Source organism: Amycolatopsis sp. N2S4-7 (assembly GCF_058119595.1).
In genome coordinates this window covers 7,588,360-7,611,755 of sequence record NZ_CP172299.1, presented here as the reverse complement: position 1 = coordinate 7,611,755, position 23,396 = coordinate 7,588,360, and the positions used below count along the sequence as shown (strand labels likewise).

Sequence of the window (23,396 nt, the reverse complement as noted above, 5' to 3'; positions counted from 1 at the left end):
GTCACGGCCCCCTCGGGAGACGAGGGGGCCGTTCCGTGCCTCAGTTGCGCGCCGTGCGGGGCCAGGGGTTGGCCGACTCCAGCTGGGCCGCCAAGCCCAGGAGCAACGACTCGCCTCCCGGGCGGGTCACCAGCTGCACCGACGTCGGCAGGCCCGTCTCCGCCGAGCGGCCCGCCGGGACCGTGATCGCCGGGTAGCCCGCCAGGTTCCACTGGCCCGTGAAGCCCGCCAGCCGCGTCGAGGGCAGCACGTTCGACAGCCAGCGGCGCTCGTGCCAGCGGCCCGCCTTCACCGGCCAGTGCGACAGCGTCGGCGTCATCAACACGTCGTGGCCGTCGAAGAACTCCTCCGCCCGCGACAGCCAGCGCTGCCGTGTGCGCTCGCGGATCAATCCCGTCCGCGTCAGCAGCCGGCCCGCGCGGACGTGCGCGCGGGTGCGGCGTTGGAGGCGGCGGAAGTCGAAGTCCCGGGCCTGCTCGGCCGGGCCCGCGCACCAGCGGGCCGTCATGCCCAGGACCATCGTCGCCGGGTAGCGCGGGGCTCCCGCCGACACCGTGTGGCCGGCCGCCGTCAGGAGGTCCGCCACCTGCGCGACCGCCGCGACCAGCTCGCGGGGCACCGGGGTGTGCAGCAGCGGCACCGTCGTCGACGTCGCGATGCGCACCGAAGACGGCGAGGGCACCGAAGCCAGCGAAGGGTCGTCGGCCAGCACCGAGAGCAGCAAAGCCGCGTCGGCGACCGTCGTGGCCAGGGGCCCGTGCACCGACATGCCGAACCAGCCGCCCTCCGGCAGCAGGTCCGCGCCCGGCTTCAGCCCGACCAGCCCGCACATGGCTGACGGTAGCCGGATCGAGCCCAGGCCGTCGGAACCGTGCGCCAGCGGGACGAGCCCCGCCGCTACCGCCGACGCGCTGCCGCCGGACGAGCCGCCCGAGGCGTACGTCGGCTCCCAGGGGTTGCGGGCGATGCCGTCCGGGGTGTCGCTCATCGGCCAGATGCACAGCTCCGGCACCCGCGTCAGCCCGACGAGCACCGCTCCCGCCGCGCGCAGCCGCGCGGCGATCACGCCGTCCGAACCGGCCGGTGTGGACGGCCCCGCCAGGGAACCGTGCGAAGCGAATTCCCCGGCGATCTCCGTGACGTCCTTGACCGCGACGGGCACCCCGGCCAGCGGCAGCGACGCGAGGTCGGACCGGGCGGCGACCTCGGCGGCTTCCGCCAGCGCCTCGGCCGCGCGCACCCGGCGGAAGGCGCCGACGACGCCGTCCGCGGCGGCGATCCGGTCCAGGGCTTCCTTGGTCACCTGCACCGGATCGACGGTTCCGGCCCGGACGGAGGCCGCGATGTCCACTGCGGTCAGCACCATGATCGCCGACCCTAGTCCACCGGAAGGTGACAGTGGCAACGAAAACGTCTCAGATAGCGCCCGCCCGCAGCGCGTAGGCGACGGCGTGGGCGCGGTTGTTGAGGCCGCAGCGCGTCATCAGGCCGTAGAGGACGTTCTTCACCGTCCGCTCGGAGTAGCACAGCTTCGCCGCGATCTCCTCGGTCCCGAAGCCCTCGGCGACCAGCCGCAGGACGTCGCACTCACGGGCCGCGAGCCCGGACAGCGTCAGCCCGTTCGGCTCCAGGACGTCCCGGCGCATCCGCTGGACCTGGGAGAGCAGCGCCCCCTGCAGCCGCGGCGGCAGGTTCGCCGTGCCGTCGCCCGCGGCGAGCACGGCCGTCACCAGCTCGGCACCGCCCGTCTCGCGGCGCGGCAGGATCGCCACGACGCCGCTTTCCAGCACCGACATCAGGTCGCTCTCGCGGAAGTGTTCGACAACCAGCACGACGTGCGAAGCCTTGGCCGCGCGGATCTCCCCCAGCACGGCCTCGGTGACGTGGTCCTCCATCACCAGCAGCACGTCGGGCACGAGGTCGGTGACCCGGACGTCCGGATGCGCTTCGAGGAGGCTCACCGCGCCGGCGTACGTGATCGGGTCCGAGGCGAGGACGGTCACTTCGACGGGCTTCATGGTCGCAGTGTGGACGGCCCGTCTTCACGCCTTCCCTATTCCGTCTTCACGCGCGTGAAGGAGTCTCCGGCCAGCTCGCCGAACGCCTCCCGCGCCCGCTCCAGGCACTCCGGCAGCCGCTCGGCCGCCCGCCCCCAGTCGCGCTTGGCCCGCAGGTACTGCTCGCGCGCCTCGCCGGTCCAGCCGGCCAGCCCCGGCTCCACGCCGGCCTCCAGCTCGGCGAGCAGTTCGCCCAGCTCACCCGTGATCGACCCCATCCGGTCGAGCACGAGGTCGGCGAAGCTGAAGTCGAGCTCGTGCCGCGTCACGGCACGCGCGGCCGCGGCATCCGGCCACCGGTCGTCTCGAGCAGCCGGGCCAGCCGCGAGAGGATCACGTCGAACTCCTGCTCCCAGTCACTCATCGCCTGACCGAACCGCACCGAAGCTTCGCCGCGCCAGGACGCCTGCACCGTCGCCATCTCGCTGTTGACGTCGCGGAGCCGGGAATGGGCCGCCTCGATGGCGTACGCGAAGCGCGCGGCGGCACGCTGCATGTCCTCCGTGGGCTCGGCGGTGGCCATTCGGACTCCTCACGCGGGTCGGCGCACCCGAGCGTCGCGCACCCGGCCGCGCCGCGAAACCCGGGCGGGGCGCCATTGCCCGAATGTCCGCCATCCTTGCCTGCCGGATCACGCCGCCCGCGTATGCTCACCTCAGGCATCCGGCGCGTGACACTTTGTCAGCGCACGAAGGGAGACCGATGTCGGCTGCGGACGGCTCCGCGCTGCATCCTTCTGGGGCCGAGCCCCAGACCCCAGCCGGGGGGCAGGCCCCCCTGGACCCCCCAAACGCGTCCTTGGAACTCCAGCTCCTCGGCCCGGTCAAGGCGTGGCGGGGTGAAACGGAGCTCGACCTCGGCTCCGCGCACCGTAGGACGGTTCTCGCCGCACTGGCGATGAACCCGAACCGCACGGTCTCGCGCGAGGAGCTGATCGACGCCGTCTGGGGCGAAGCGCCGCCGCAGAGCGCGCAGGGCTCCATCTACACCTACGTTTCCGGGCTGCGGCGCGCGCTCGAACCCGGCCGCGTCAAGGGCGAAGGCCCGCAGCTGCTCGCGTCGATCGGCTCCGGCTATTCGCTGCGCCTGGACGCCGAAGCGATCGACGTCCACCGATTCGAGGCCCTGCGCGAAAAGGCGCAGCACCGGCAGTCGGCGGGCGACCTCCGCGCCGCCCGCGAAACCCTCGACGAAGCACTGGGCCTCTGGCACGGCGTCCCGCTGTCCGGCCTGCCCGGGCCGTTCGCCGCCGCGCAGCGCGCCCGGCTGGCCGAGCTGCGGCTGGCGACGGTCGAACGCCGCGCCGAAGTCGTGCTGGAGTCGGGCGGGCACGCCGAACTCGTCGCCGAACTGACCGCGCTCACCCGCGAACACCCGTTCCGCGAGACGGTGCACGGGCTGCTCATGCGGGCCTTGGCCCAGGCCGGCCGGCGGACCGAGGCGATCGCCGTCTACGCCGACGTCCGCGACCGGCTCGTCGAGTCCTCCGGCACCGAGCCGGGCCCGGCGCTGCGCCGGATTCACGAGCAGCTGCGGGAAAAGCCGGCCCCGAAACCCACGCCGGCCGCCCGCGTGACACGGTTCCCCGTCGCGTCACTGCCTGGGCGCGCGGACCCGTTCGTCGGCCGGGAGACCGAGCTGGCCCGGCTGCGCGAAGCCGTCGACAACCTCGGCGCGGGAACCGGCCGGTCGGTGTGGCTCGAGGGCGAGCCGGGCAGCGGCCGCACGGCGTTGCTCGCCGAGGTGCTCGCCATGGCCCAGGACCTGAAGCCCGCCTTCGCCGCCGCGGACGCGCTCGACCAGCGGTTCGCGCTGCGGCCGTTGCTCGACGCGCTGGGCGTGCACCCGCGGGCCGCCGACGAGCGCCGCGCCGAACTGGCCGCCCGGCTCGCCGCGCAACCGGACGAGGACCCGGTCGACGGCCTGCTCGGGCTCGTCCGCGAGCTGTGCGCGGAGGCGCCGCTGGTGCTCGCGGTCGACGACCTGCAGTGGGCCGACGACAGCACCCTGCGGGTCTGGCGGTACCTGAGCCGGGAGACGCGGCAGCTGCCGCTGCTGCTCATCGGCGCGTGCCGTCCGGTGCCGCGGCCGGCCGCGCTCGAGGACCTGCGTGTCGAGCTCGACAACGATGACATCACCGTGCTGGCGGTACCGCCGCTGGCCGAATCCGCGACGCGGCAGCTGGCCACCGAGCTGGTCGGCGCGCCGCCCGGACCCGGCCTGCAGCTGCTGGTGTCGTACGCCGCCGGCAACCCGCGCTTCGTCCGGGAAATCGTCGAGACGCTGCTCGCGCAGTCGATGATCGTGCTCGACGGCGTCCACGCGCACCTGGACGGGAACTCGTGCCAGACCATCCCGGCGCCGCTGGGGTCGCGGATCACGCTGTACCTGAGCTTCCTCTCCAGCGGCACCCGCGACACCCTGCGCTGGGCGGCGCTGCTGGGCCGCGAGTTCTCCCTCTCGGACATCGCCATCGCCACCGAGCGGCCGCCGACGGCGCTGGTCGGCGCGGTCGACGAGGCGATCACGTCCGGGGTGCTCGTCGAGTCGGGCGACCGGCTGGCGTTCCGGCACTCACTGGTGCGCCGGGTGCTGTACGAAAAGACGCCCGCGGCGATGCGGGTCGCGCTGCACCGGCAGCTGGCCGAGGCCTTCACCGCCGCGGGGGCGCCCGCCGGCCGCGTCGCCGAGCAGCTCGCCGCCGCCCCCGCGCAGGTCGACCCGTGGATCACCGCGTGGCTACTGGAAAACATCGGCACGGTCGCCACCGAAACCCCGCGGATCGCCGTCGACCTGCTGCGCCACGCCGTCACGCAGGGCACCCTGCCGCCGGACGCGCGGGAGACGCTGACCGCGACGCTGGCGCGGCTGCTGTTCTGGCTCGGCCGGGAACCCGAGGCCGAGGCGCGCTCGGTCGTCGCGCGGACGTCCGACAGCAGGCGCGCGGCCGAAATGCGCTGGATCCTCGCCTACATCTACTACCGCCGCGGCGACTTCGCCGAGGCGACGACCGAGCTGAAGCGGACCCTCGACGACGCCGAGGTCCCGGAGATGTGGCGCGGACGGCACGAGTCGCTGCTGGCCACCCTGGAGAAGCTCGGCGACGAAACGGTGCTGGCGCCGGCCGGGCTGCACCCGCTGGACGACGCGGCGCTGTCCGTGCCGACCATGGACAGCCTCGACGAGGCCGCCGAGCCGCTCGACGCCGCCCGCCGCATCGCCGCGACCCGCGCGGTGCCGGGCGAGATGCACCTGGCCGGCGCGGTGCACTACTACTGGCTGGGCCGCTGGCGCGAGGCCCTCGACGAGCTGGACGCGGTGATCCGCGACGGCGCGGAGACGGCGTCGTACGTGTTGCGCAGCCCGGGCTCGGCGCTGCTGGTGCACGGCGTCGGCGCGCTGATCGCCGGGCACCGCGGCGATCCGGGCCTGGCCACGACCCACCTCGACGCGGCCCACCGGCAGCAGTGGCCGCCGGGGCTCGAGCCCGACGGCGGGGACTTCCTGCTCGCGGCCCAGGCGTTGCTGGCCGAGCAGGAGGGCAGGCCCGAGGCGGCGCTGGCCGCGCTGCTGCCGTTGCTGGAGGAGAACTACCCGCCCGCCGCGCGCCACCAGTGGCTGCCCGACCTGGTCCGGCTCGCCGGGCAGCTCGGCGAGCGGCAGCGGGCCCACCAGGCGCTGCGCCTGCTCGAACCCGACGGCGACGTCCCGCCGGCCCACGCGGCGGCGGCCGCGCACTGCCGCGGCCTGGTCACGGGCGACCCCGAGCCGGTCCTGACGGCGGCCGGCCACTACCGCGCCGCCGGACGGCTCCTCAAGCAGGCCAAGGCCACGGAGGACGCGGCGATCCTGCTGGCCGAGTCCGGCCGCCTCGACGACGCCCGGAGGGCGTTCCGCACGGCGCTGACGGCCTACACGGGCATGGGCGCGGTCTGGGACGTCCGCCGCGCGGAGGCCCGCATGCAGCCGTTCGGCATCAGGCGCGCCAACCCGGTGCGGCAGCGGGTCGTCGCCGGGGAATGACCGGGCGGACCGCCGCCGAGGCGTGAGCGGGCGACCGTCGCGAGAGTCCGGCGCCAAGCGCAACCCCGCCGGGGGTTGCCACGTCAGTAAGGTCACCGGAGTAGTCGGTACCGAGAGATGTCCCTGGGGGATGGGGTCTGGGGCGCGAGCCCCAGAGGGGACGGCGACGACGTGCGAGGGGATGCGGACACCGGTCTGCGCGTGGGCGTGCTCGGCCCGCTGCGGGCCTGGCGCGGGGAGGCCGAGATCGGCCTCGGCCCGGCCCGTCAGCGCGCGATCTTCGCCGTGCTCGCGGTCAACGCCGGACGGCCGGTCCCCCGGGCCGAGCTGATCGCCGGGGTCTGGGGCGACTCCGCGCCCGCGAGCGTCGAAGGCAGCGTCCACACCTACGTCTCGGGGCTGCGGCGGGCGCTCGAACCGGACCGGTCGCGCTGGTCGGCCGCCAGTCTGCTGGTGTCCGATCCGGCGGGGTACTCGCTGCTGCTCGGCGAAGACGCCCTCGACGCCGCCGTGTTCGAGCGGCACCGCGAACGCGCGCAGCGGCACCTCGACCGGGGTGATCCGCGGGCGGCCGTCACCGAGCTGGACGCCGCCCTCGCGCTCTGGCAGGGCGAGGCCCTTTCCGGGGTGCCCGGCGGGTTCGCCGAGCGGCACCGCGAACACCTCGCCGAGCTGCGGCTGAACGTCCTCGAACGGCGGGCCGAAGCCCTGCTCGCCCTCGGCGGCCACCTCGACCTCGCGCCGGAGCTGGCCGTGCTGGCCGGCGAGCACCCGCTGCGGGAGTCGCTGCGGGAGTCGCTCATGCTCGCCCTCTACCGCAGCGGACGGCACGCCGACGCCCTCGACGTCTTCCGCGACGCCCGCGCCACGCTCGTCGAGGAGCTCGGCGTCGAGCCCGGCCCGGCGCTGCGGCGGCTCCAGCAGCAGATCCTCGCCCAGGACCCGGCCCTCGACGCGCCCGCCGCGCCGGTCGTGGTCAGCGGGCACCGGCTCTTCGGGCGGGAAGCCGAGACGGCCCGGCTCGCCGAGCTCGTCGCCGACGTCCGGGCCGGCCGCGGCCGGGCCGTGTGGATCGAAGGCGAGGCCGGGATCGGCAAGTCCGAGCTGCTCACCAGCACGCTGCCCGACGGCCCCGGCTTCCAGCGGCTCTGGGCGGCCGCGGACGAGCTGAGCACCCGGTTCCCGCTGCAGGTGATGCTGGAGTGCCTGGCGATCGACGTGCATTCGGCCGACCCGCGGCGCGCGCGGGTGGCGAAGGAGCTCGAAGGCGCGGCGCGGCGCAGCCGGGGCCCGGCCGACCCGGTGCTCGGCGCCGTCGACCGGCTGCTGACCCTCGTCGACGAGCTGTGCGCGCACTCGCCACAGGTGCTGGTGCTCGACAACCTGCAGTGGGCGGACGAGGCGTCCGTGCTGGTCTGGCACCGGCTCTGCGCGGCGACCCGGCAGCTGCCGCTGCTGCTGGTGGCCGCGACCCGGCCGGCGCCGGACCGCGCCGAGCTCGCCCAGCTGCGCCGCGGTGTCCAGGCGCGCGACGGCGTGATCCTGGACCTCGCGCCGTTGAGCAGCGAAGACGTCGTGAGACTGATCGAGGACCAGATCGGGGCGCCGCCCGGGCCCGGACTGCGCGAGCTGGCCGCCCGTGGCGCGGGAAATCCGTTGTACGTCAAGGAGATGGTCGACGTCCTGCTCCGCGCCGGCGCCGTCGAGGTGACCGGCGGCGAGGCCGACGTCGACGACCCGGAGGAGTTCGAGGCGCCGCGGTCGCTGGTCGCCGCGGTCGACCGGCGGCTCGACTTCCTCCCCACCCGGACGCAGGAAGTGCTGCGCTGGGGCGCGTTGCTGGGCATGGAGTTCGCCGTCGGCGACATCGCCGCGGTGCTCGGGACCCGGCCGTCGGACCTGCTGGAGCCGCTGGAAGAAGCCGTCGCGGCGAACGTCCTCATCGACACCGGGACGCAGCTCGCGTTCCGCCACCCCCTGCTGCGCCAGGCGCTTTACCACCGGCTGCCGTCCGGGACGCGGGCGGCGCTGCACCGCCAGGCGGCCGAGGCGCTCGCCCGGATCGGCGCCCCGGTCAAGCGCGTTGCCGAGCAGCTGGTGGCCGCACCGGCCACAGTGGACGAATGGGTGCTGGACTGGCTCGCCGGGCACCACGCGGCCGTTTCCAACCGCGCGCCGCTCATCGCCGTCGAGCTGCTGGAACGGGCGTTGAGCGCGGATCCTCGGCGCGAGGTCCTGCTCGTGGCGCTGGTCAAGGTGCTCTTCCGGCTCGAACGCAGTCCGGAAGCCCTTGCGCGCCAAGCCCTCGAGGTCGCCACCGAGCCCGACGCCATCGAGGAGATGCGGCACGTGCTCGCGGCGATGCTGCACCGCCGCGGGGACACCGAAGGCGCCGTCGCGACGCTCGCCGCGTCGGTCGACAACCCGGCCGTGCCGGAGCTCTGGCGGGTCAAGCACCGGCAGCTGCTGGCGAACTTCCGCCGCGGCGACCTGTCCGATCTGGACAGAGCGGAAAAGACGGCGTACGAAACGAAGTCGCTCGCCGACGGCGACCGGTACCTCACCGCGCACGCCTTGCAGTCGCTGTGGCTGGTGGATTCCGTGCGCCGCGAGCACGACCGCGCGCTGGTGCACGTCGACGCGGCGATCGAGGCCGTCGGCGACGAGCACGAGCTGGCCGACCTGCACCTCGACCTGCTCGACAACCGCGTGTTCACGCTGCAGAACCTCGACCGCCTGGCCGAGGCGGGCGAAGCGCTGCGGGCGGCGGGCGAAGTCGCGGCCCGGCACGCGCTGCCGGTCGGGCTGCAGGTGTCCGCCGCGGTGCACCGGTACTGGGAGGGCCGCTGGGACGAGGCTCTGGTCGAGCTGGACACGGTCATCGAGGACGGCCCGGCGATCACGTTCTACGGCCTGCGCGAGCCCGGCCCGGCGGCGCTGCTGCTGCACGGCGTCGCGGCGCTGATCGCCGGCCGCCGGGACGACCGGGCGCAGGCCGCGGCCCACCTCGACGCGGCGGAGGAGTACGCCCCGGCGACCGGCTCCGAGCGCGAGAGCTTCGACTTCCTGCTGGTCGCCGACGCCCTCGCGGCGGAGCAGCGCGGCGACCGGGCCCGCGCGCTGGCGATCCTCGAGCCGATCCTGAACCCGACGTACGCGCAGATGATGCTGCGGCACCAGTGGTTGCCGGCGTTCGTGCGGCTGGCGATGGAGCAGGACGACGTCGGCCGCGCGCGCCGGGCGCTGGCGGTCTGCGAGGAAGAGGCGGCGAAGGAACGGCGTCCGGCCCGGGCGCACGCGGCCGTGTCGTGGTGCCGCGGGCTGATCGAGGAGGACCCGGCCCCGGTGCTGGCGACGGCGGAGCACTTCCGCGCGGTCGGCCGCCGCCCGGAACTGGCGTCGGCGCTGGAAGACGCGGCGGTGCTGCTGGCGCGCGCGGGCCGGCTGGACGCGGCGCACGCGGCGTTCGAGGAGGCCGCCGAGCTGTACACGGCGCTGGTGGCGCGCTGGGACCTGCGCCGCGCGGAGACCCGCCTGCGCCGCCTGGGCGTCCGCCGCGGCGCGATGTTCGCGCCGATCCGCCCGGGCCACGGCTGGGAATCCTTGACGCCGATCGAGGTCCGCATCGCGAGCCTGGTCGCGGAGGGCCGGTCGAACCCGGACATCGCGGCCGAGCTGTCCCTGCCGCGCCGGACGGTCCAGGCCCACGTCGCGCGGCTGCTGGGGAAGCTGGAGACGCCGTCACGCTCGGGGGTGGCCGACGCCTTCCGGCAGCGTCCCTAGGTGTGCTGCTGCTTCTGGTCGTTGACACCCCGGGGTGGGGGTGATGGCCGGGCAGAGCAGCGGTGCGCTCGAGCGGTCGACAACCTCTGTCGGTTTTAGACCTAAGCCGTGTTAGCCGGCCTGGTCGCACGCACGCAACGCCTGGGCGAGCGCATCAATGGTCACGCCCACGATGGCCCGGAGTTGTGCTGGGCTCGCCCCGGTTCTGCTCATGACGGCGAGGGACTGGTTCACGGCCGCCGCGTGCACGGCGAAGGCCTCGGCGTCCTGGTCGGTCATTCGGCCGGCCTTCAACGCGGCGCGCAGGCGCAGGCGCTGGAAGCCGAGCGCCTGCCTGGCGTGCGCCGCAACGGCCGGGCTCAGCACCGGAATCGCCATGACCGACTGGGCGATCAGGCATCCATCGGGCAGTCCGGGATCGGCGATGCGCTCGAGGGTTACGTCGAAGAAGGCGCGAACAGCGGCAAGGAGCTCGGAGGCCGCACACGACAGGGCGGCGTCGTACTTGTCGCCGTAGCGCGCGGCGTAGCGATCCAGACAGCGCAAGAACAGCGTGTCCTTGTCGCCGAGCGAAGAGTAGATCGAGCTGCGGTTCAGGCCGGTGGCCCTGGAAAGGTCGTCCACTGAGGTGTCGGCGTAGCCGGCGCGCCAGAACTGGATCATCGCGGCGTCGAGTGCCGTGTCCATGTCGAACTGCTTCTTGCCTGCCACGTGGTACTTCCTTGCCGGTGCGTCGGTGTTCCGGGTGCTCCCACATCCTATCTTGAACCGCTTAGTTCAAGATGTGCTAGCCTTCGGTCGTGGTCATGGCCGGAACCGACGGAGGAATCCCGTGACTGTCTCCGAAAGCAACCCCGTGCGCGACCTGCCCTTGCACGAGCTGGCCGGATTCACCCACCACTGGGTCGACGCGGACGGCATCCGCCTTCATGCCGTCGAAGGCGGCCGGCCGGCCGGCCCGGTTGTCGTTCTGCTCGCCGGGTTCCCGCAATCCTGGCGGGCCTGGCGAAAGGTGATGCCCAGCCTCGCCGACCGGTTCCGCGTCATCGCGATCGACCTGCCGGGCCAGGGCCACTCCGAGCGCCCGGAGTGCAGCTACGACACCCACACGGTCGCCGACCACGTCCACGCCGCCGTAACGGCACTCGGGGTGCCGGCCTACTGGCTGGCTGCCCACGACATCGGCGCCTGGGTCGCCTTCTCCCTCGCCCTCAACCACGAAAGCCGGCTGCGCGGGGTCGCCCTGCTCGATGCCGGAATCCCCGGCATCTCCCTGCCGGAAACGATTCCCACCGACCCGGCCGGGGCGTGGAAGACCTGGCATTTCGCGTTCCACCTCGTTCCCGACCTGCCCGAGACCCTGCTCGCCGGCCGCGAACGGGAATACGCCGGCTGGTTCCTGAGGGCAAAGGCCTTCGCTCCCGGCACGTTCGACGACGCCGACCTCGACCACTACGCAGCGGCCCTCGCCGCCGACGGCGGCCTCCGCGCCTCCCTCGCCTACTACCGAGACGCCGCCGAGTCGGCGCGCAAGAACCACCAGGCTCTCAACCGGCAGCACGTGACCGTGCCCGTCCTCGGCATCTCCAGCAGCCACGGCTCCATCCCGGACATGGCCGCCTCCCTCAGCCCATGGGCCGACAACACCACCGGAGTCGTCGTGCCCGACGCCGGGCACTTCATCCCCGATGAGCAGCCAGAAGCCGTCGCTGCCGCGATAGCCGGCTTCATCGCAGGCGGCGACTGAGGACGCCGTTGGGGCAAGGACCACTGTCGCAGCTGTTGCCGCCATCGGCGCACGGCCGCAAACCTCACTCGCCGTGTCGTCCCCCGGCACCCGTTGTTCCGTGGACGGCACAGCCGGTCCCCAGCGCGTTCGCCCTGGCGACCCGGCCGAGGAACCGGCCGGACTCCTTGACCGTCCGGACCTGGGTCTCGAAGTCGACGTGGATCAGGCCGAACCGTTGCGAGTAGCCCATCGCCCACTCGAAGTTGTCCAGCAGCGACCACGCGAAGTAGCCGCGGACGTCGGCCCCGGCGCGGATCGCGTCGTGCACCGCCTGCAGGTGCTCCATGAAGTAGTTCACCCGCGCTGCGTCGAAGACCCGGCCGTCGACCACTTTGTCCACAAAGGACGCCCCGTTCTCCGCCACCACCAGGGGCAGACCGGACCGCGATGAAAGCCAGCCGAGCAAGGACGTGAGCGTGGCAGGCGACTGCTCCCAGCCGAACGCCGTCAGCGGCGGCGGCGCGGGCAGCACGTCCAGGCCGCGCAGCGCGGGCAGCGGGCAGTTGCCCGGCGCCAGCGGGTCCGCCAGCGGCGTCACCCGGGCCGGCGCGTAGTAGTTGACGCCCAGCCAGTCGATCGCAGCGGCGATGACGTCGGTGTCGCCGTCGCGGACCGACGCGGCGAACCGGCCGCCGTGGTGGGCGACGTCCGCCACGACGTCGGGCGGGTACCCCCGGCCCAGCACCGGATCGAGGAAGAACCGGTTGTGGATCCCGTCGAACTTCCGGGCCGCCTCGAGATGGGCCGGCGACGTGCCGTCGGCCAGCGCCGGGGCGAAGTTCAACGCCAGCGAGAACTCGTGCCCCGGCCGCGCCTGCTCGGTGAGCGCGCGCGTCGCCAGGCCGTGCCCGAGCAGCAGGTGGTGCGCCGCGACCAACGCCGTGTCGTAGTCCTGGACGCCGGGCGCGTGCACGCCGCTGCCGTAGCCGAGGAAGGCCGCGCAGAACGGCTCGTTGATCGTCGTCCACTGGTTCACGCGATCGCCCAGTGCGTCGTGGACCACCGCCGCGTACTCGGCGAACCGGAACGCCGTCTCGCGCGACGGCCAGCCGCCGTCGTCCTCCAGTGCCTGCGGCAGGTCCCAATGGTAGAGCGTCAGCACCGGGACGACGTCGCGGCGCAGCAGCTCGTCGACCAACCGGTCGTAGAAGGCGAGCCCGGCCGCCGACGGAGTCCGGCCGTCGGGCATCACCCGCGGCCACGCCACCGAAAACCGGTACGCGCCGAGTCCCAGCTCTGCCAGCAGCCCGATGTCCGACGCGTAGCGGTGGTAGTGGTCGCAGGCGGTCTCGCCGGTCGCGCCGTCGAGCACCTTGCCCTCGACCGAGCAGAAGGTGTCCCAGATGGACGGTCCGCGGCCGCCCTCGGCCACCCCGCCTTCCACCTGGTACGACGCGGTCGCCGCGCCCCACAGGAAACCCGCTGGGAACGAACTCACACTGGCGCCCCTTTCAGGATCCCCCGGACGATGTGGCGGCCCAGCAGCAGGAACAGCGCGATGACCGGCAGGACGCCCACGGTCGCCCCGGTCAGCATGAGCGCGTAGTCGGTGTAGTACCCGCTGGCCAGCTGCGACAGGGCGACCTGCACGGTCGGCGTTTCGTTGGGGTCGAGCACCACCAGCGGCCAGAAGTAGTCGTTCCAGGTGGCCATGAAGGTGAGCATCGCGAGCACCGCGGCCGGCGGGCGGAGCGCGGGCACCGCCACGTGCCAGTAGGTGCGCAGGATCGAGCAGCCGTCGACGGTCGCGGCGTCGACGAGGTCGGCGCTGATCGCGTTCTCGCAGGCCTGGCGCATCCAGAACACGCTGAACGCGCTGACGAGCGCCGGCACGATCACCGCCTCGAGCCGCCCGTACCAGCCGAGGTCCCCGATGACCAGGTAGAGCGGGATGACACCGAGCTGCGCCGGCACCATCGCCGAGCCCACGACCAGCAGGAACAGCGTGTCGCGGCCGCGGAACCGCAGCCGCGCGAAGGCGAACCCGGCGAGGCTGGCCAGCACGACGTTGGCCACCATGACGGTCCCGGAGACGATCAGCGAATTGCCGATGGCGAGCCAGAAGTCGACGGTGTCGAAGACGCGGCGCACGTTCTCGACGAGGTGCCCGCCCGGCAGCAGCAGCGGCGACGTCTCCCCGATCGCCGAGTTGTCCCTTGTGGACACCACGAACGACCAGTACAGCGGGAACACCGACGCGCCGAGCACGCCGATCAGCACGGCGTACACCCAGCCGCCGGGGCGCCTCACGCCGCCCTCACGAACCGGCGCACCAGCCGGTAGTTGACCAGCGCGAACAGCGCGCAGATCACGAACACCACCCACGTCAGCGCGGCCGCGTAACCGGCGTCGAAGTGCGTGAAGCCCCTTTCGTACAGGTACATGACGAGCGTCTGGAACTGGCGGTCGTTGCCGCCGGTGCCGCCCGAGCCGCCGGTGTCGAACAGCTGCGGCTCGGCGAACAGCTGCAGCCCGTTGACCGTGCCGGCGATGGCGGTGAAGGCCAGCGCGGGCCGGATGCCCGGCACGGTGACCGACCAGAACGTCCGCCACCGCGAAGCACCGTCCAGCGCGGCGGCCTCGTACAGCTCACCGGGCACGGCCTGCATCGCGGCCAGGTAGATCAGCGCGTTGTAGCCGGTCCACCGCCAGAGCACCATCGACGCCACCGCGAAGTGCGACGTCCACGTCCCGGCCCGCCAGTTCACCGGCGCGATCCCGACCCAGCCGAGCACTTCGTTGACGACCCCGTAGTCGCGGCTGAACAGCTGCCCGAACACGAGCCCGATCGCGACGACGGAGACGACGTTCGGCAGCAGGATCCCGGTGCGCCACCACGTCGCGGCGCGCAGCGGCCGATCGAGCAGCGCGGCGATGCCCAGCGCCAGCAGGAACTCCGGGACGGCGGCGAGCAGGAAGATGCCGACGGTGTTGGCGAGCGCGTTGTAGAAGTGCGGGTCGGTGAGCAGGTCGCCGTAGTTGGCGAGGCCGAGGTAGCCCTGGTCGCCGTCGAGGAGGTTCCAGTCGCGCAGGGAAACCCACGCCGTGTAGAGCAGCGGGAAGGCGCCGAAGACGACGAAGAGGGCGAAGAAGGGCGCGACGAGCAGCAACGGCGTGACCTTGCGGTCGAGACGGGAGAGCCGGTGCGGCACGCGTGGCTACTTCAGCGCGGCCTGGGCCTGCTGGACGGCGTCCGTCCAGGCCTGCTCGACCGTCTCGGTCCCGTCCTCGACCCGCCCGAGGGCGCGGCCGAACTCCGGCCGGACGTCGGCGTCGCGCAGGCCGCGGTAGTTGGGACGCAGCTGGTCGGCCGACGCGGCGAAGATCCGCCCGATCGGCGCGTCGCCGAAGTACGGGTCGGTGTGCGCGATGACCTGCGGATCCTCGTACACGGACGGCTCGCTGGGCAGGATGCCGTCGGAGAGGAAGAGCTTCTTCTGCTGCTCCGGCGCGGTCAGCCAGCGGGCGAGCTCGTACGCCTCCTTCGGGTGCTCGCCCTGCTTCGGCACGGTCAGGAACGAGCCGCCCTGGTTGCCGCTGCGGCCGGGCACGGTCGTGACGTCCCACTTGCCGCGGTTGGCGTCGCCGCCGGCTTCCTTGATCTGGCTGAGCATCCAGGCGGGACAGGCGACGGTGGCGAACGAGCCCTGCTTGATCGCGACGTTCCAGGCCTGGGTGAAGGTGGTCGCCGCCGCCGTCTGGCCCTTCGCGGCGATGCCGCCGGAGAGGGTGAAAGCCGCGCGCACGCTCGGGTTGCGGTCGCCGATGTAGGAGTCGTCCGCGGCGGAGAAGTAGTTCTCCGGCGACTGGTTGAGCATCGCCGTGTACACGGTCCCGGCGGAGTCCGCGAACTTGACACCCGGCGTCTTGCTCGTGAACCGCTCGGCTGTCGCCGCGTAGGCGTTCCAGTCCGGCATCAGCTTCGCGACCTCTTCGCGGTCGGCCGGCAGGCCGGCGGCCGCGAACAGGTCGCGGCGGTAGCAGAGGGCCAGGCTGCCCATGTCGGTGCCGAGCCCGAGCACGAACGCGCCGTCGGTGCCCTGCGCCCACTTCCAGGGCGCCCACTGCTTTTCGAGGTCCCGCGCGCCGTAGCCGGCGAGGTCGGCGAACTTGTCCTTCGCCTTCCGGTACTGCGGGATGTACTGCTCCTCGATCGCGACGACGTCGGCGGCGCCGTGCCCGGTGGCGAGCTGCGTCGCGAGGCCCTTGTGGTGGGTGTCGAAGTCGGTGACGCGGTTCTGCACCGTGATGTCCGGGTGCAGCTTCTCGTACTCGGCGATCAGGGGCGCGTACCCGAATTCGCCGAAGGTCGCGATGGTGAGCTTCGTCTTGTCACCGCCGTCACCCGGGCTGCAGGCGGCGAGCGGGATCAACGCGGCGACCGCGACGGCGGTCCGGCGGACGATCGTGCGCACAGGCTTCCTCAGATCACCCCGGCCCGCACGGCATACGCGACCGCGTGCGGCCGGTTGCGCAGGTTGAGCCGGTTGGTCATGGCGTAGATGACGTTCTTCACGGTCCGCTCCGAGTAGCAGAGCTTGCCCGCGATCTCGGCAGTGTCCCAGCCTTCGGCCATCAGGCGAAGCACATCCACCTCGCGTGGCGTCAGCGACGCCACCGCGGCGTCGTGGGCCAGGGCCTCGACCTGGTCGCGCAGCGAGGTCGTGCGGCCGCGCGCGGCGGCGAGCACGCTGCCGGTGAGCCGGTCGAGCGCGGTCCGCGGCAGCACGGCGGAGACGTGGCAGTCGGCGAGCAGGCTCAGGTGCGCGGGGTCGACGTGCCCGGCGACCAGCACGATCGCGGCGGGCGACTCGGCCGACGCGGCCCGCAGCGCGGCGATGACCTCGCGGTCGACCTGCCCGACGGCGAACACGAGCACGGCCGCCTCGCCCCGGCGGGCCCGTGGCACGACGAGCAGCTCGGGGCGGGACTTGAGGTGGTTGATCAGCCCGGTGAGCGCGATCGGGTCCGACGCCCACGCCGCCACTCGCACCTGGTCCATGGAGCCTCCCCGCTCACAGTGGGTTTATTGCCGGCGCCAGTCTGCTGAGAGCGCCTTCACGAATTCTCTAACGGCGGTGGCGCCGTTCTTCACGCCGTGAAGTCGGGGCGTCCACTACGGTCGGGGCACACGCGACGACTGAAGGGACCGATGAACCGCCGACGTCTTGCCGCCCTCGGGGTGGCGTTGAGCATCGTGACCGGGAGCCTGCTGGTCGTGGGGCTGCAACCGCAGACCGTGTCCGGTCTGGCGCTGCCCCAGGCCTCGTTTTCGCCCCGCGCTCCGTCCCCGCCGGTCACCGTGCCTCCCACGTCGAGCCTCGCGCGGCCGAACGACTGCGCGTCGCTGGTGAACGGTCTCGACGTCCGCGGCCAGGTCGCGCAGCTGGTCGTCGTGGGGGTGTCCGGCGACAACCCGGCCACCACGGTCGCGATGGTGCGCGACAACCAGGTCGGCGGGATCTTCATCGGCGGTAACGCAACAGCGTTGTTGAAAGATCACGCCCTGGACGCGGTCCAGGCGGCGGCCCGGGTGCCGGTGGCGGTGTCGGTCGACGAAGAGGGCGGCCGCGTCCAGCGCATCGACGACCTCGACGGCGACCTCCCGTCGGCCAGGGAGCTGGCCGCGACGAAGTCCCCGGCCGAGGTCAAGGCGCTGGCCACCGAGCGCGGCCGGCAGCTGCGCGCCCGCGGGGTGACGGTGGACTTCGCCCCGGACGCCGACGTCACCGACGCCCCGGACGACGACGTCATCGGCGACCGGTCGTTCAGCTCCGACCCGGTTCGCGTGAAGACGTACGCGACGGCGTTCGCGGAGGGTCTGCGCGACGCGGGCGTCCAGCCGGTGCTGAAGCACTTCCCCGGCCACGGCCACGGCTCGGGCGACTCCCACAAGGGCACGGTGGTGACGCCGCCGCTGGACCAGCTGCGGTCGGTCGACCTGGTGCCGTACCGCGGCCTCACCGACTACGGCCCGGTCGCGGTGATGGTCGGCCACCTCGACGTGCCCGGCCTGACCGGCGGCGTCCCGGCCACGCTGTCGCCGGCCGCGTACCGGTTGCTGCGCGGGGAGTTCGGGTTCGCGGGTCCCGTCCTGACGGACGACCTCGGAGCCATGAAGGCGATCACAGCGCAGTATTCGCTGCCGGAAGCGGTGCTGAAGGCGCTGCAGGCGGGCGCGGACGAGGCGTTGTGGTCCTCCGGCGGCCGGGTCGACGAGGTCCTGAACCGGCTGGTGAAGGCGGTCGAGACCGGAGAGCTGCCGAAGGCGCGCGTGCAGGAGTCGGCGACCCGGGTGCTGCGGGGCAAAGGGCTCTGCTGAGTTTCCGGGCCGGGCGCGGCCGGGAAGATTCCCAGAACAACCCCAAGATGAGGAGCGGCATGGCGAACCTGGGCGGCACCTTCACCCTCGGCGGCGAACTCTCCGTCACTCGCATGGGTTACGGCGCCATGCAGCTGGCCGGGCCCGGTGTCTGGGGACCGCCGCGGGACCACGACACCGCCGTCGCCGTGCTGCGGGAAGCCGTCGAAAGCGGTGTCACCCACCTCGACACCAGCGACTACTACGGCCCGCACACCGTGAACGCGCTGATCGAAGAGGCCCTGCACCCCTACCCGGAATCGCTCTGCATCGTCACGAAGGTCGGCGCGCGCCGGACGCCCGACAAGGCCTGGCCGCCCGCGTTGTCGGCCGAGGACCTGACCCAGGCGGTGCACGACAACCTGCGCAACCTCGGCGTCGACGCGCTCGACGTCGTCAACCTGCGGCTCAGCAACGCCGCCGGGGACTACCCCGTGCCGATGTCGCTCGCCGAACCCTTCGGCGTGCTCGCCGAGCTGCGCGAGCAGGGGCTGATCCGGCACCTGGGCCTCAGCCACGTCAGCGCGGAGCAGCTCGACGAAGCGAAGGCGATCGCGCCCGTCGTCTGCGTCCAGAACCAGTACAACCTCGCGCACCGCGAAAACGACGCCCTCGTCGACAGGTGCGCCGCCGAAGGCATCGCCTTCGTGCCGTACTTCCCGCTCGGCGGGTTCAGCCCGCTGCAGTCCGGGATCCTCGACGACTGCGCCGCCCGGGTCGGCGCGACGCCGATGCAGGTCGCGCTGGCCTGGCTGCTGCGGCGGTCACCGTCGATGCTGCTCATCCCCGGCACGTCGTCGCCGGAGCACCTGCGGGAGAACCTCGCCGCCGCCGAGCTCGAACTGCCTGCCGGCGTTCTGGCCGATCTCGACCGGATCGGCGCCCCCTGATCGCTACGCTGAGCGCTCGAACAGGCACGAGAGCGGAGGAAAGCGTGGCGGAGTGGGGCGATCTGGTCGCTTACATCAGGGAGTCGTACCGGGTGGTGCGGGACGACCCCGACGAGATCCGCATCCGGCTCGTCTACGGCGACGACCCCGACACCGAGCAGCGCGCCCAGATCGTCGTCATCGCCCGCGAGATCCTCGACCAGCGCGAGGACTGGGTCCAGATCGCCACGCCGTTCGCCCGGCACGAGGAGGTCGACCTCCTCGAGGTGCTGTCCGAGGTGGGCAACTCGACCGTCGTGGGCGGGCTCGCCGTGATGGGCGACCACATCGTGCTGCGGCACTCGCTGCCGCTGATCAACCTGGACATCAACGAGTTCATCGACCCCCTCGAGCTGGTCGCCGGCGCGGCCGAGCTGCTGGAGCAGCAGTTCACCGGGCGCGACGACTACTGAGCGGCACGACCGCGACGGCGGCGGCCACGGTGAGCCCGGCGGCGACGCCGAGCGCCGTGGTCACCGAGCCGCTGCCCAGGTAGAGCCCGCCGAGGAGGGCGACCCCGAGGGTGCCGCCGAGCTGCTGCACGGCGTTGAGCAGCCCGGCCGCCGAGCCCGTCTCGTGCGGCCGGACCCGGTGCAGGGCCGCGGTGAAGAACGGGACCGTGAACGTCCCCAGCCCGAGGCCGCACAACGCGAGGGCCGGCGTCATCCCGGCCGCGACGGCGACGATCCCGGCCAGCAGCAGGGCCAGCCCGGCGAACATCACGCGCGCGCCGAACTTCGGCACCAGCCAGGCGCCGGCGAGCCACGACGAGACCGCGAGCCCGGCCGAGAGCGGCAGCAGCGTCAGGCCCGCGGTGCGGACGTCGACGCCTTCGCCCAGCTGCAGCTGCATCGGCACCACCTGCATCAGCCCCGTCATCACCGCGAAGAACAGCAGCGACCCGGCGAGCGCCGACGGGAACCCGCGGTGGGCGAACAGGCTCGGCTCGACCAGCGGCGCGGCGGAGCGGCGCTGGTGGAACCCGAACACGACGAGCAGCGCGGCGCCGGCCGCGAGCAGTGCCCAATTCCGGCCTTCGGGGTCGATCAGCGGGTAGACGAGCAGCCCGGTCCCGGCGACGACGAGCACGGTGCCGGCGAGGTCGAGCCGCGGGCGCGTCTCGGCCTTGTCCTCGCGCAGGAACCGCGCGGCGAGGAGCACCGCGAGCCCGAGCGGGACGTTCACCAGGAACACCGCGCGCCACGACACCGCCTGCGTCAGCAGCCCGCCGAGCAGCGGCCCGGTGACCGCGGACAGGCCCATCACCGGGCCGATGCTGCCCAGTGCCTTCGCCAGCTCGTCGCCGTCGAAGAGCGCGCGGATGAGGCCGATCGTCTGCGGGATGATCAGCGCGGCCGCCGCGCCCTGCGCCGCGCGCGCCCCGATCAGCAGGCCGGCGGTCTGCGCGGCCGCGCAGACCAGCGACGCGAGCACGAAGCCCGTCACGCCGATCTTGAAGACCTTCGCCCGGCCGAAGATGTCCCCGAGCCGGCCGCCGGTGATGAGGAAGACCGCGAACGGCAGCGTGTAGGCCGCGCTGAACCACGGGATGTCGGCGGCCGGGCCCGGCAGGTCGGTGTGGATCACCGGGCCGGCGACCTGCACGATCGTGGCGTCGAGCAGGTTCATCGCCTCGGCGGTCAGCAGCACGGCCAGTGCGGCCCACCGCCGCCGGTAACGCGTCATGGTCGGCAAGAGGTGCCCCCTTTCGTTCGCCGCCCACCCTGGCTTGCCGTGCGCCCGGCTTCCATCTGCACGCTCGCAATGGCAGATTTCTTCCGCCGGATCCGCTTCAATGAGGGATATGACCACGTTGGACGCCGTCGACCGCGCGCTGATCCACGCGCTGCACCTGGACGGCCGGGCGCCGTTCACGAAGATCGGCGACGTCCTCGGCGTCTCGACGCAGACGGTGGCGCGCCGCTATCGCCGTCTTCGCGCCGAAGCGTCGCTTCGCGTCGTCGGCCTGCCGGACCCGCAGCGCGCCGGGCAGGCCGAGTGGATGGTCCGGCTCACCGCGACGCCGCAGACCGCGCAAGACCTCGCCCACGCGCTCGCGCGTCGCGCCGACACGGCGTGGATCAAGCTCATGTCGGGCGGCACGGAGATCTGCGTGAACGTGTCCACGCCGGCGGCGAGCGACCACGGGCTGCTGCTGCGGGACATCCCGCGCACCGCGAGCATCACGGCGGTGTCGGCGCACCAGCTGCTGCACCGCTACTTCGGCGGCCCGACCGCCTGGCTCGGCCGCGCGAACTCCCTCGACGACGCGCAGATCGCCGCCCTCACCCCGGTTCACGCCGGTCCGGGCAAGCCCCTGACCAGCGACGACGAGGCTCTGATGGCAGCCCTGCAGCGAGACGGCCGCGCCGGCCTGGCCGAGCTGGCGACGGCAACCGGCTGGTCCCCGGCGACCGTCGCCCGCCGCCTGACCGACCTCCAGGCCGGCGGCACGGTGTTCTTCGACCTGGAGATCGACCCGGCGCCCCTGGGCGCGACGACGCAGGCGCTGCTGTGGATGTCGGTCGCCCCGGCGCACGTCGACCAGGTCGCGAAGGAGCTGGCGACGCACCCGGAACTGGCGATCGTCGCGGCGACGACCGGCCCGGCCAACCTGGTGGCGCACGCGCTCTGCCCGGACGCGGCGGCGCTGCACCACTACCTGACCCACCGGCTCGGCGCACTGGAGGCGATCCGCACCCTGGAGACGGCGCCGGTGCTCCGGACGATCAAGGCGGCCGCCTCCCGCTGACCTGCGGGACGTGCTGCCTGAACGACTCGATCAGGACAGTCCGGCGTGGCCCTCAGGACGCCCGAGCCGCCCGGATCAGGCCGGTTTCCGCGCCAGCACCCTCCCCTGCGGCACCCGCGCGCCCGGCTCCCGCACCACCTGCGTCAGCACCTCGAAGCCCGCGCCGGTCACCAGCTCGCCCACCCCCTCCACCGGGAGCCAGTAGATGTCCAGGTCGAGCCCGTCGTGCCCGTACGCCTCCGTCCGGTGGTGCCGCCGGTCGCCGACGTGGAAGCCCAGCTGGAGGTGGCCGCCCGGGCGCAGGACGCGGTACATCTCCTCGGCCACCGCCGGGAGCCGCTCGAGTGGCGTGTGGATGATCGAGTACCAGGCCACCACGCCGGCCAGACCGCCGTCCGGCAGGTCGAGCGCCAGCAGCGATCCCTCGGAAAACCGCAGGTCCGGGTGGTCGCGGCGGGCGACGGCGAGCATCTCGGGCGACAGGTCGACGCCGGCGACGTCGAGGCCCGCGGCCGCCAGGAACGCCGTCACCCGGCCCGTGCCGCAGCCGAGGTCGGCGACCGGGCCGCCGCCGTCCGCGCGGACGAGGTCGGCGAACGCCGTGAGCAGCGCGCGGTCCTCGATGTCTTCGTCGACGGGTGGTACGACCCGGCCGTAGCTCTCGGCCACGATCGCGTACGTGGCCCGGGTCGGGGTGAGGAACTGGTCGTCGGTCATGGCGCGCACGGTATCGGCGGGCACCGACAGTTCCCTGCGAAGTCCTAAGTGGACTCGGCTTTGCCGAGGTGGTCGAGCATCGTGCGGACGGCTTCGAACTCCCGGGCCTCCTGGCGGCAGTCCGGGCACGCCGCGAGGTGCCGCTCCACCCGGGCCGCCTCGGCGGCGTCGAGCAACCCCAGGCTGTACGCCCCTAGGTCGGTCCGGTCGTACCGGCCCATGGATCGCGTCTCCGTTTCCGCATCCCGCAAAGGGAACGCCCGTACTACCGGATGTCTCCAGAGTCCTGGGCCGGACGCGTCCTCGGCGGCGTTCCTCGGTATTCCACCCGATCGGCCGACAACGGCGGTAGGCCGACAGCCCATGTGAGTGACAGAGATCGTCACGGATTTCACCCGGTCGACCACGGAAAGCTTTTGTGTGACCGACTTCGCCGATTCGGCGTCATGCCTCCCCCGCTCACCCGTCGGACTCGCGTCGGGTCGGAATTTTTCGGGCTCGACCTGGACAGAAGGCGATCCGAAACGAGGAGAGCGATGACCGTACTGAGCCACCGGGCGGACGACGTCGTCGACGAGGTCGGGGTGTGGCTGGCCGGGGAGTTCGCGGGGCGGCTCCCCGCCTCGGAGATCGACCGCGTCGTCCGGGTGACGCGGCTCGACCTCGAAGGGAGCATCGCGCCGGAGGAGCTCGGGGAGATGCTCCACCGGCTGGGCCGGGTCCGGCTGCAGCGGATCCTGCAGCTGCCCTCCGCGTCGCCGCGGATTCCCGAAGCTCGCTGACGCGCGGCGCCGGGACGGACCACGAGCGTCGTCCCGGCGCTCCCAGGGGGGCGTTCGCGCAGAACACTTGCCCGGAACGCCGGAATTCTTGACTGGACTAGACCAATCTGTTCTAGTGGCCGGTGTCACGTTCGTCTCGGCCGGATGAGCACACCCACCTTCGACACCGGGCGCCTGCCGCGCCCGGATCCTGTCGTGTCCGA

The 23,396-nt window shown here is 72.9% G+C and carries 21 protein-coding genes; 8 read left to right on the top strand and 13 right to left on the bottom strand.

The genetic code is table 11. The features are described 5' to 3' along the window. Positions 1–40: 40 nt before the first annotated feature. The 4 genes from ACH54P_RS36175 to ACH54P_RS36160 are packed head-to-tail and all read right to left on the bottom strand — an operon-like array spanning position 41 to position 2,580. Complete coding sequence (locus ACH54P_RS36175; protein ID WP_489907784.1) at positions 41–1,366, bottom strand: amidase family protein; 1,326 nt, start codon at positions 1,364–1,366, stop codon at positions 41–43. 49 nt (positions 1,367–1,415) lie between these two features. Then, a complete protein-coding gene (locus ACH54P_RS36170; RefSeq protein ID WP_489907783.1) occupies positions 1,416–2,018 on the bottom strand; it encodes a helix-turn-helix transcriptional regulator in 603 nt (200 codons plus the stop codon). Positions 2,019–2,053: 35 nt separating this feature from the next. Beyond that, on the bottom strand, positions 2,054–2,326 hold the full coding sequence (locus ACH54P_RS36165) for a hypothetical protein (protein ID WP_489907782.1): 273 nt from the start codon (positions 2,324–2,326) through the stop codon (positions 2,054–2,056). Continuing rightward, positions 2,323–2,580 carry a WXG100 family type VII secretion target gene (locus ACH54P_RS36160; RefSeq protein ID WP_489907781.1) on the bottom strand — a complete coding sequence of 86 codons (258 nt, stop codon included), beginning with the start codon at positions 2,578–2,580 and terminating at the stop codon, positions 2,323–2,325. The genes ACH54P_RS36165 and ACH54P_RS36160 overlap by 4 nt, the downstream gene beginning before the upstream one ends. Positions 2,581–2,855: 275 nt before the next feature. Between ACH54P_RS36160 and ACH54P_RS36155 the strand changes: the two genes are divergently transcribed. Then, positions 2,856–6,080 carry an ATP-binding protein gene (locus ACH54P_RS36155; protein ID WP_489907780.1) on the top strand — a complete coding sequence of 1,075 codons (3,225 nt, stop codon included), beginning with the start codon at positions 2,856–2,858 and terminating at the stop codon, positions 6,078–6,080. A 201-nt stretch (positions 6,081–6,281) separates the two neighbouring features. After that, on the top strand, positions 6,282–9,863 hold the full coding sequence (locus tag ACH54P_RS36150; protein ID WP_489916836.1) for an ATP-binding protein: 3,582 nt from the start codon (positions 6,282–6,284) through the stop codon (positions 9,861–9,863). 111 nt (positions 9,864–9,974) lie between these two features. Here the strand turns inward: ACH54P_RS36150 and ACH54P_RS36145 are convergent, their stop codons facing one another. Next, positions 9,975–10,574: a TetR/AcrR family transcriptional regulator gene (locus ACH54P_RS36145; RefSeq protein ID WP_489907779.1), complete on the bottom strand. Its 600-nt coding sequence runs from the start codon at positions 10,572–10,574 to the stop codon at positions 9,975–9,977. A 145-nt stretch (positions 10,575–10,719) separates the two neighbouring features. On the opposite strand from ACH54P_RS36145, the gene ACH54P_RS36140 reads away from it, so the two are divergent. Next, positions 10,720–11,610, top strand: coding sequence for an alpha/beta fold hydrolase (locus tag ACH54P_RS36140; protein ID WP_489907778.1), 891 nt, complete (start codon positions 10,720–10,722; stop codon positions 11,608–11,610). Positions 11,611–11,674: 64 nt separating this feature from the next. On the opposite strand, the gene ACH54P_RS36135 is transcribed toward ACH54P_RS36140, so the two are convergent. Genes ACH54P_RS36135 through ACH54P_RS36115 form a run of 5 tightly spaced genes read right to left on the bottom strand, consistent with a single transcriptional unit; the run spans position 11,675 to position 16,654 of the window. Beyond that, on the bottom strand, positions 11,675–13,090 hold the full coding sequence (locus ACH54P_RS36135) for a GH1 family beta-glucosidase (protein ID WP_489907777.1): 1,416 nt from the start codon (positions 13,088–13,090) through the stop codon (positions 11,675–11,677). Further along, a complete protein-coding gene (locus ACH54P_RS36130; RefSeq protein ID WP_489907776.1) occupies positions 13,087–13,902 on the bottom strand; it encodes a carbohydrate ABC transporter permease in 816 nt (271 codons plus the stop codon). The genes ACH54P_RS36135 and ACH54P_RS36130 overlap by 4 nt, the downstream gene beginning before the upstream one ends. Further along, positions 13,899–14,804 carry a carbohydrate ABC transporter permease gene (locus ACH54P_RS36125; protein WP_489907775.1) on the bottom strand — a complete coding sequence of 302 codons (906 nt, stop codon included), beginning with the start codon at positions 14,802–14,804 and terminating at the stop codon, positions 13,899–13,901. The genes ACH54P_RS36130 and ACH54P_RS36125 overlap by 4 nt, the downstream gene beginning before the upstream one ends. Positions 14,805–14,810: 6 nt before the next feature. Continuing rightward, positions 14,811–16,067, bottom strand: a complete 1,257-nt coding sequence (locus tag ACH54P_RS36120) for an ABC transporter substrate-binding protein (RefSeq protein ID WP_489907774.1) — start codon at positions 16,065–16,067, stop codon at positions 14,811–14,813. Positions 16,068–16,075: 8 nt separating this feature from the next. Next, a complete protein-coding gene (locus ACH54P_RS36115) occupies positions 16,076–16,654 on the bottom strand; it encodes a helix-turn-helix transcriptional regulator (RefSeq protein WP_489907773.1) in 579 nt (192 codons plus the stop codon). 150 nt (positions 16,655–16,804) lie between these two features. On the opposite strand from ACH54P_RS36115, the gene ACH54P_RS36110 reads away from it, so the two are divergent. Genes ACH54P_RS36110 through ACH54P_RS36100 form a run of 3 tightly spaced genes read left to right on the top strand, consistent with a single transcriptional unit; the run spans position 16,805 to position 19,355 of the window. Beyond that, positions 16,805–17,974, top strand: a complete 1,170-nt coding sequence (locus ACH54P_RS36110; protein WP_489907772.1) for a glycoside hydrolase family 3 N-terminal domain-containing protein — start codon at positions 16,805–16,807, stop codon at positions 17,972–17,974. 59 nt (positions 17,975–18,033) lie between these two features. Beyond that, positions 18,034–18,903: an oxidoreductase gene (locus tag ACH54P_RS36105; RefSeq protein ID WP_489907771.1), complete on the top strand. Its 870-nt coding sequence runs from the start codon at positions 18,034–18,036 to the stop codon at positions 18,901–18,903. A gap of 44 nt (positions 18,904–18,947) precedes the next feature. Continuing rightward, positions 18,948–19,355 (top strand): hypothetical protein, encoded by a 408-nt coding sequence (locus ACH54P_RS36100; RefSeq protein ID WP_489907770.1) that lies wholly within the window; start codon positions 18,948–18,950, stop codon positions 19,353–19,355. Here the strand turns inward: ACH54P_RS36100 and ACH54P_RS36095 are convergent. Beyond that, on the bottom strand, positions 19,333–20,628 hold the full coding sequence (locus ACH54P_RS36095; RefSeq protein WP_489916834.1) for an MFS transporter: 1,296 nt from the start codon (positions 20,626–20,628) through the stop codon (positions 19,333–19,335). The genes ACH54P_RS36100 and ACH54P_RS36095 overlap by 23 nt on opposite strands. A 118-nt stretch (positions 20,629–20,746) precedes the next feature. Here ACH54P_RS36095 and ACH54P_RS36090 point away from each other — a divergent pair, with 118 nt between their 5' ends. After that, positions 20,747–21,694, top strand: coding sequence for an Lrp/AsnC family transcriptional regulator (locus tag ACH54P_RS36090; RefSeq protein ID WP_489907769.1), 948 nt, complete (start codon positions 20,747–20,749; stop codon positions 21,692–21,694). A gap of 75 nt (positions 21,695–21,769) precedes the next feature. Here ACH54P_RS36090 and ACH54P_RS36085 read toward each other — a convergent pair whose 3' ends face one another. After that, a complete protein-coding gene (locus ACH54P_RS36085) occupies positions 21,770–22,411 on the bottom strand; it encodes a class I SAM-dependent methyltransferase (RefSeq protein WP_489907768.1) in 642 nt (213 codons plus the stop codon). Between the two features lie 44 nt (positions 22,412–22,455). Continuing rightward, entirely contained in the window at positions 22,456–22,632 is a 177-nt protein-coding gene (locus ACH54P_RS36080; RefSeq protein ID WP_489907767.1) for a zf-HC2 domain-containing protein, read from the bottom strand. Positions 22,633–22,947: 315 nt separating this feature from the next. Between ACH54P_RS36080 and ACH54P_RS36075 the strand changes: the two genes are divergently transcribed. Then, entirely contained in the window at positions 22,948–23,193 is a 246-nt protein-coding gene (locus tag ACH54P_RS36075; RefSeq protein ID WP_489907766.1) for a hypothetical protein, read from the top strand. Positions 23,194–23,396 lie beyond the last annotated feature (203 nt).

Bases quoted from the DNA above. Each gene is read 5' to 3' on its own strand.
- ACH54P_RS36175 (WP_489907784.1), bottom strand. From the start codon at position 1,366: ATGGTGCTGACCGCAGTGGACATCGCGGCCTCCGTCCGGGCCGGAACC.
- ACH54P_RS36170 (WP_489907783.1), bottom strand. From the start codon at position 2,018: ATGAAGCCCGTCGAAGTGACCGTCCTCGCCTCGGACCCGATCACGTAC.
- ACH54P_RS36160 (WP_489907781.1), bottom strand. From the start codon at position 2,580: ATGGCCACCGCCGAGCCCACGGAGGACATGCAGCGTGCCGCCGCGCGC.
- ACH54P_RS36115 (WP_489907773.1), bottom strand. From the start codon at position 16,654: ATGGACCAGGTGCGAGTGGCGGCGTGGGCGTCGGACCCGATCGCGCTC.
- ACH54P_RS36110 (WP_489907772.1), top strand. From the start codon at position 16,805: ATGAACCGCCGACGTCTTGCCGCCCTCGGGGTGGCGTTGAGCATCGTG.
- ACH54P_RS36105 (WP_489907771.1), top strand. From the start codon at position 18,034: ATGGCGAACCTGGGCGGCACCTTCACCCTCGGCGGCGAACTCTCCGTC.
- ACH54P_RS36095 (WP_489916834.1), bottom strand. From the start codon at position 20,628: ATGACGCGTTACCGGCGGCGGTGGGCCGCACTGGCCGTGCTGCTGACC.
- ACH54P_RS36090 (WP_489907769.1), top strand. From the start codon at position 20,747: ATGACCACGTTGGACGCCGTCGACCGCGCGCTGATCCACGCGCTGCAC.
- ACH54P_RS36085 (WP_489907768.1), bottom strand. From the start codon at position 22,411: ATGACCGACGACCAGTTCCTCACCCCGACCCGGGCCACGTACGCGATC.
- ACH54P_RS36080 (WP_489907767.1), bottom strand. From the start codon at position 22,632: ATGGGCCGGTACGACCGGACCGACCTAGGGGCGTACAGCCTGGGGTTG.
- ACH54P_RS36075 (WP_489907766.1), top strand. From the start codon at position 22,948: ATGACCGTACTGAGCCACCGGGCGGACGACGTCGTCGACGAGGTCGGG.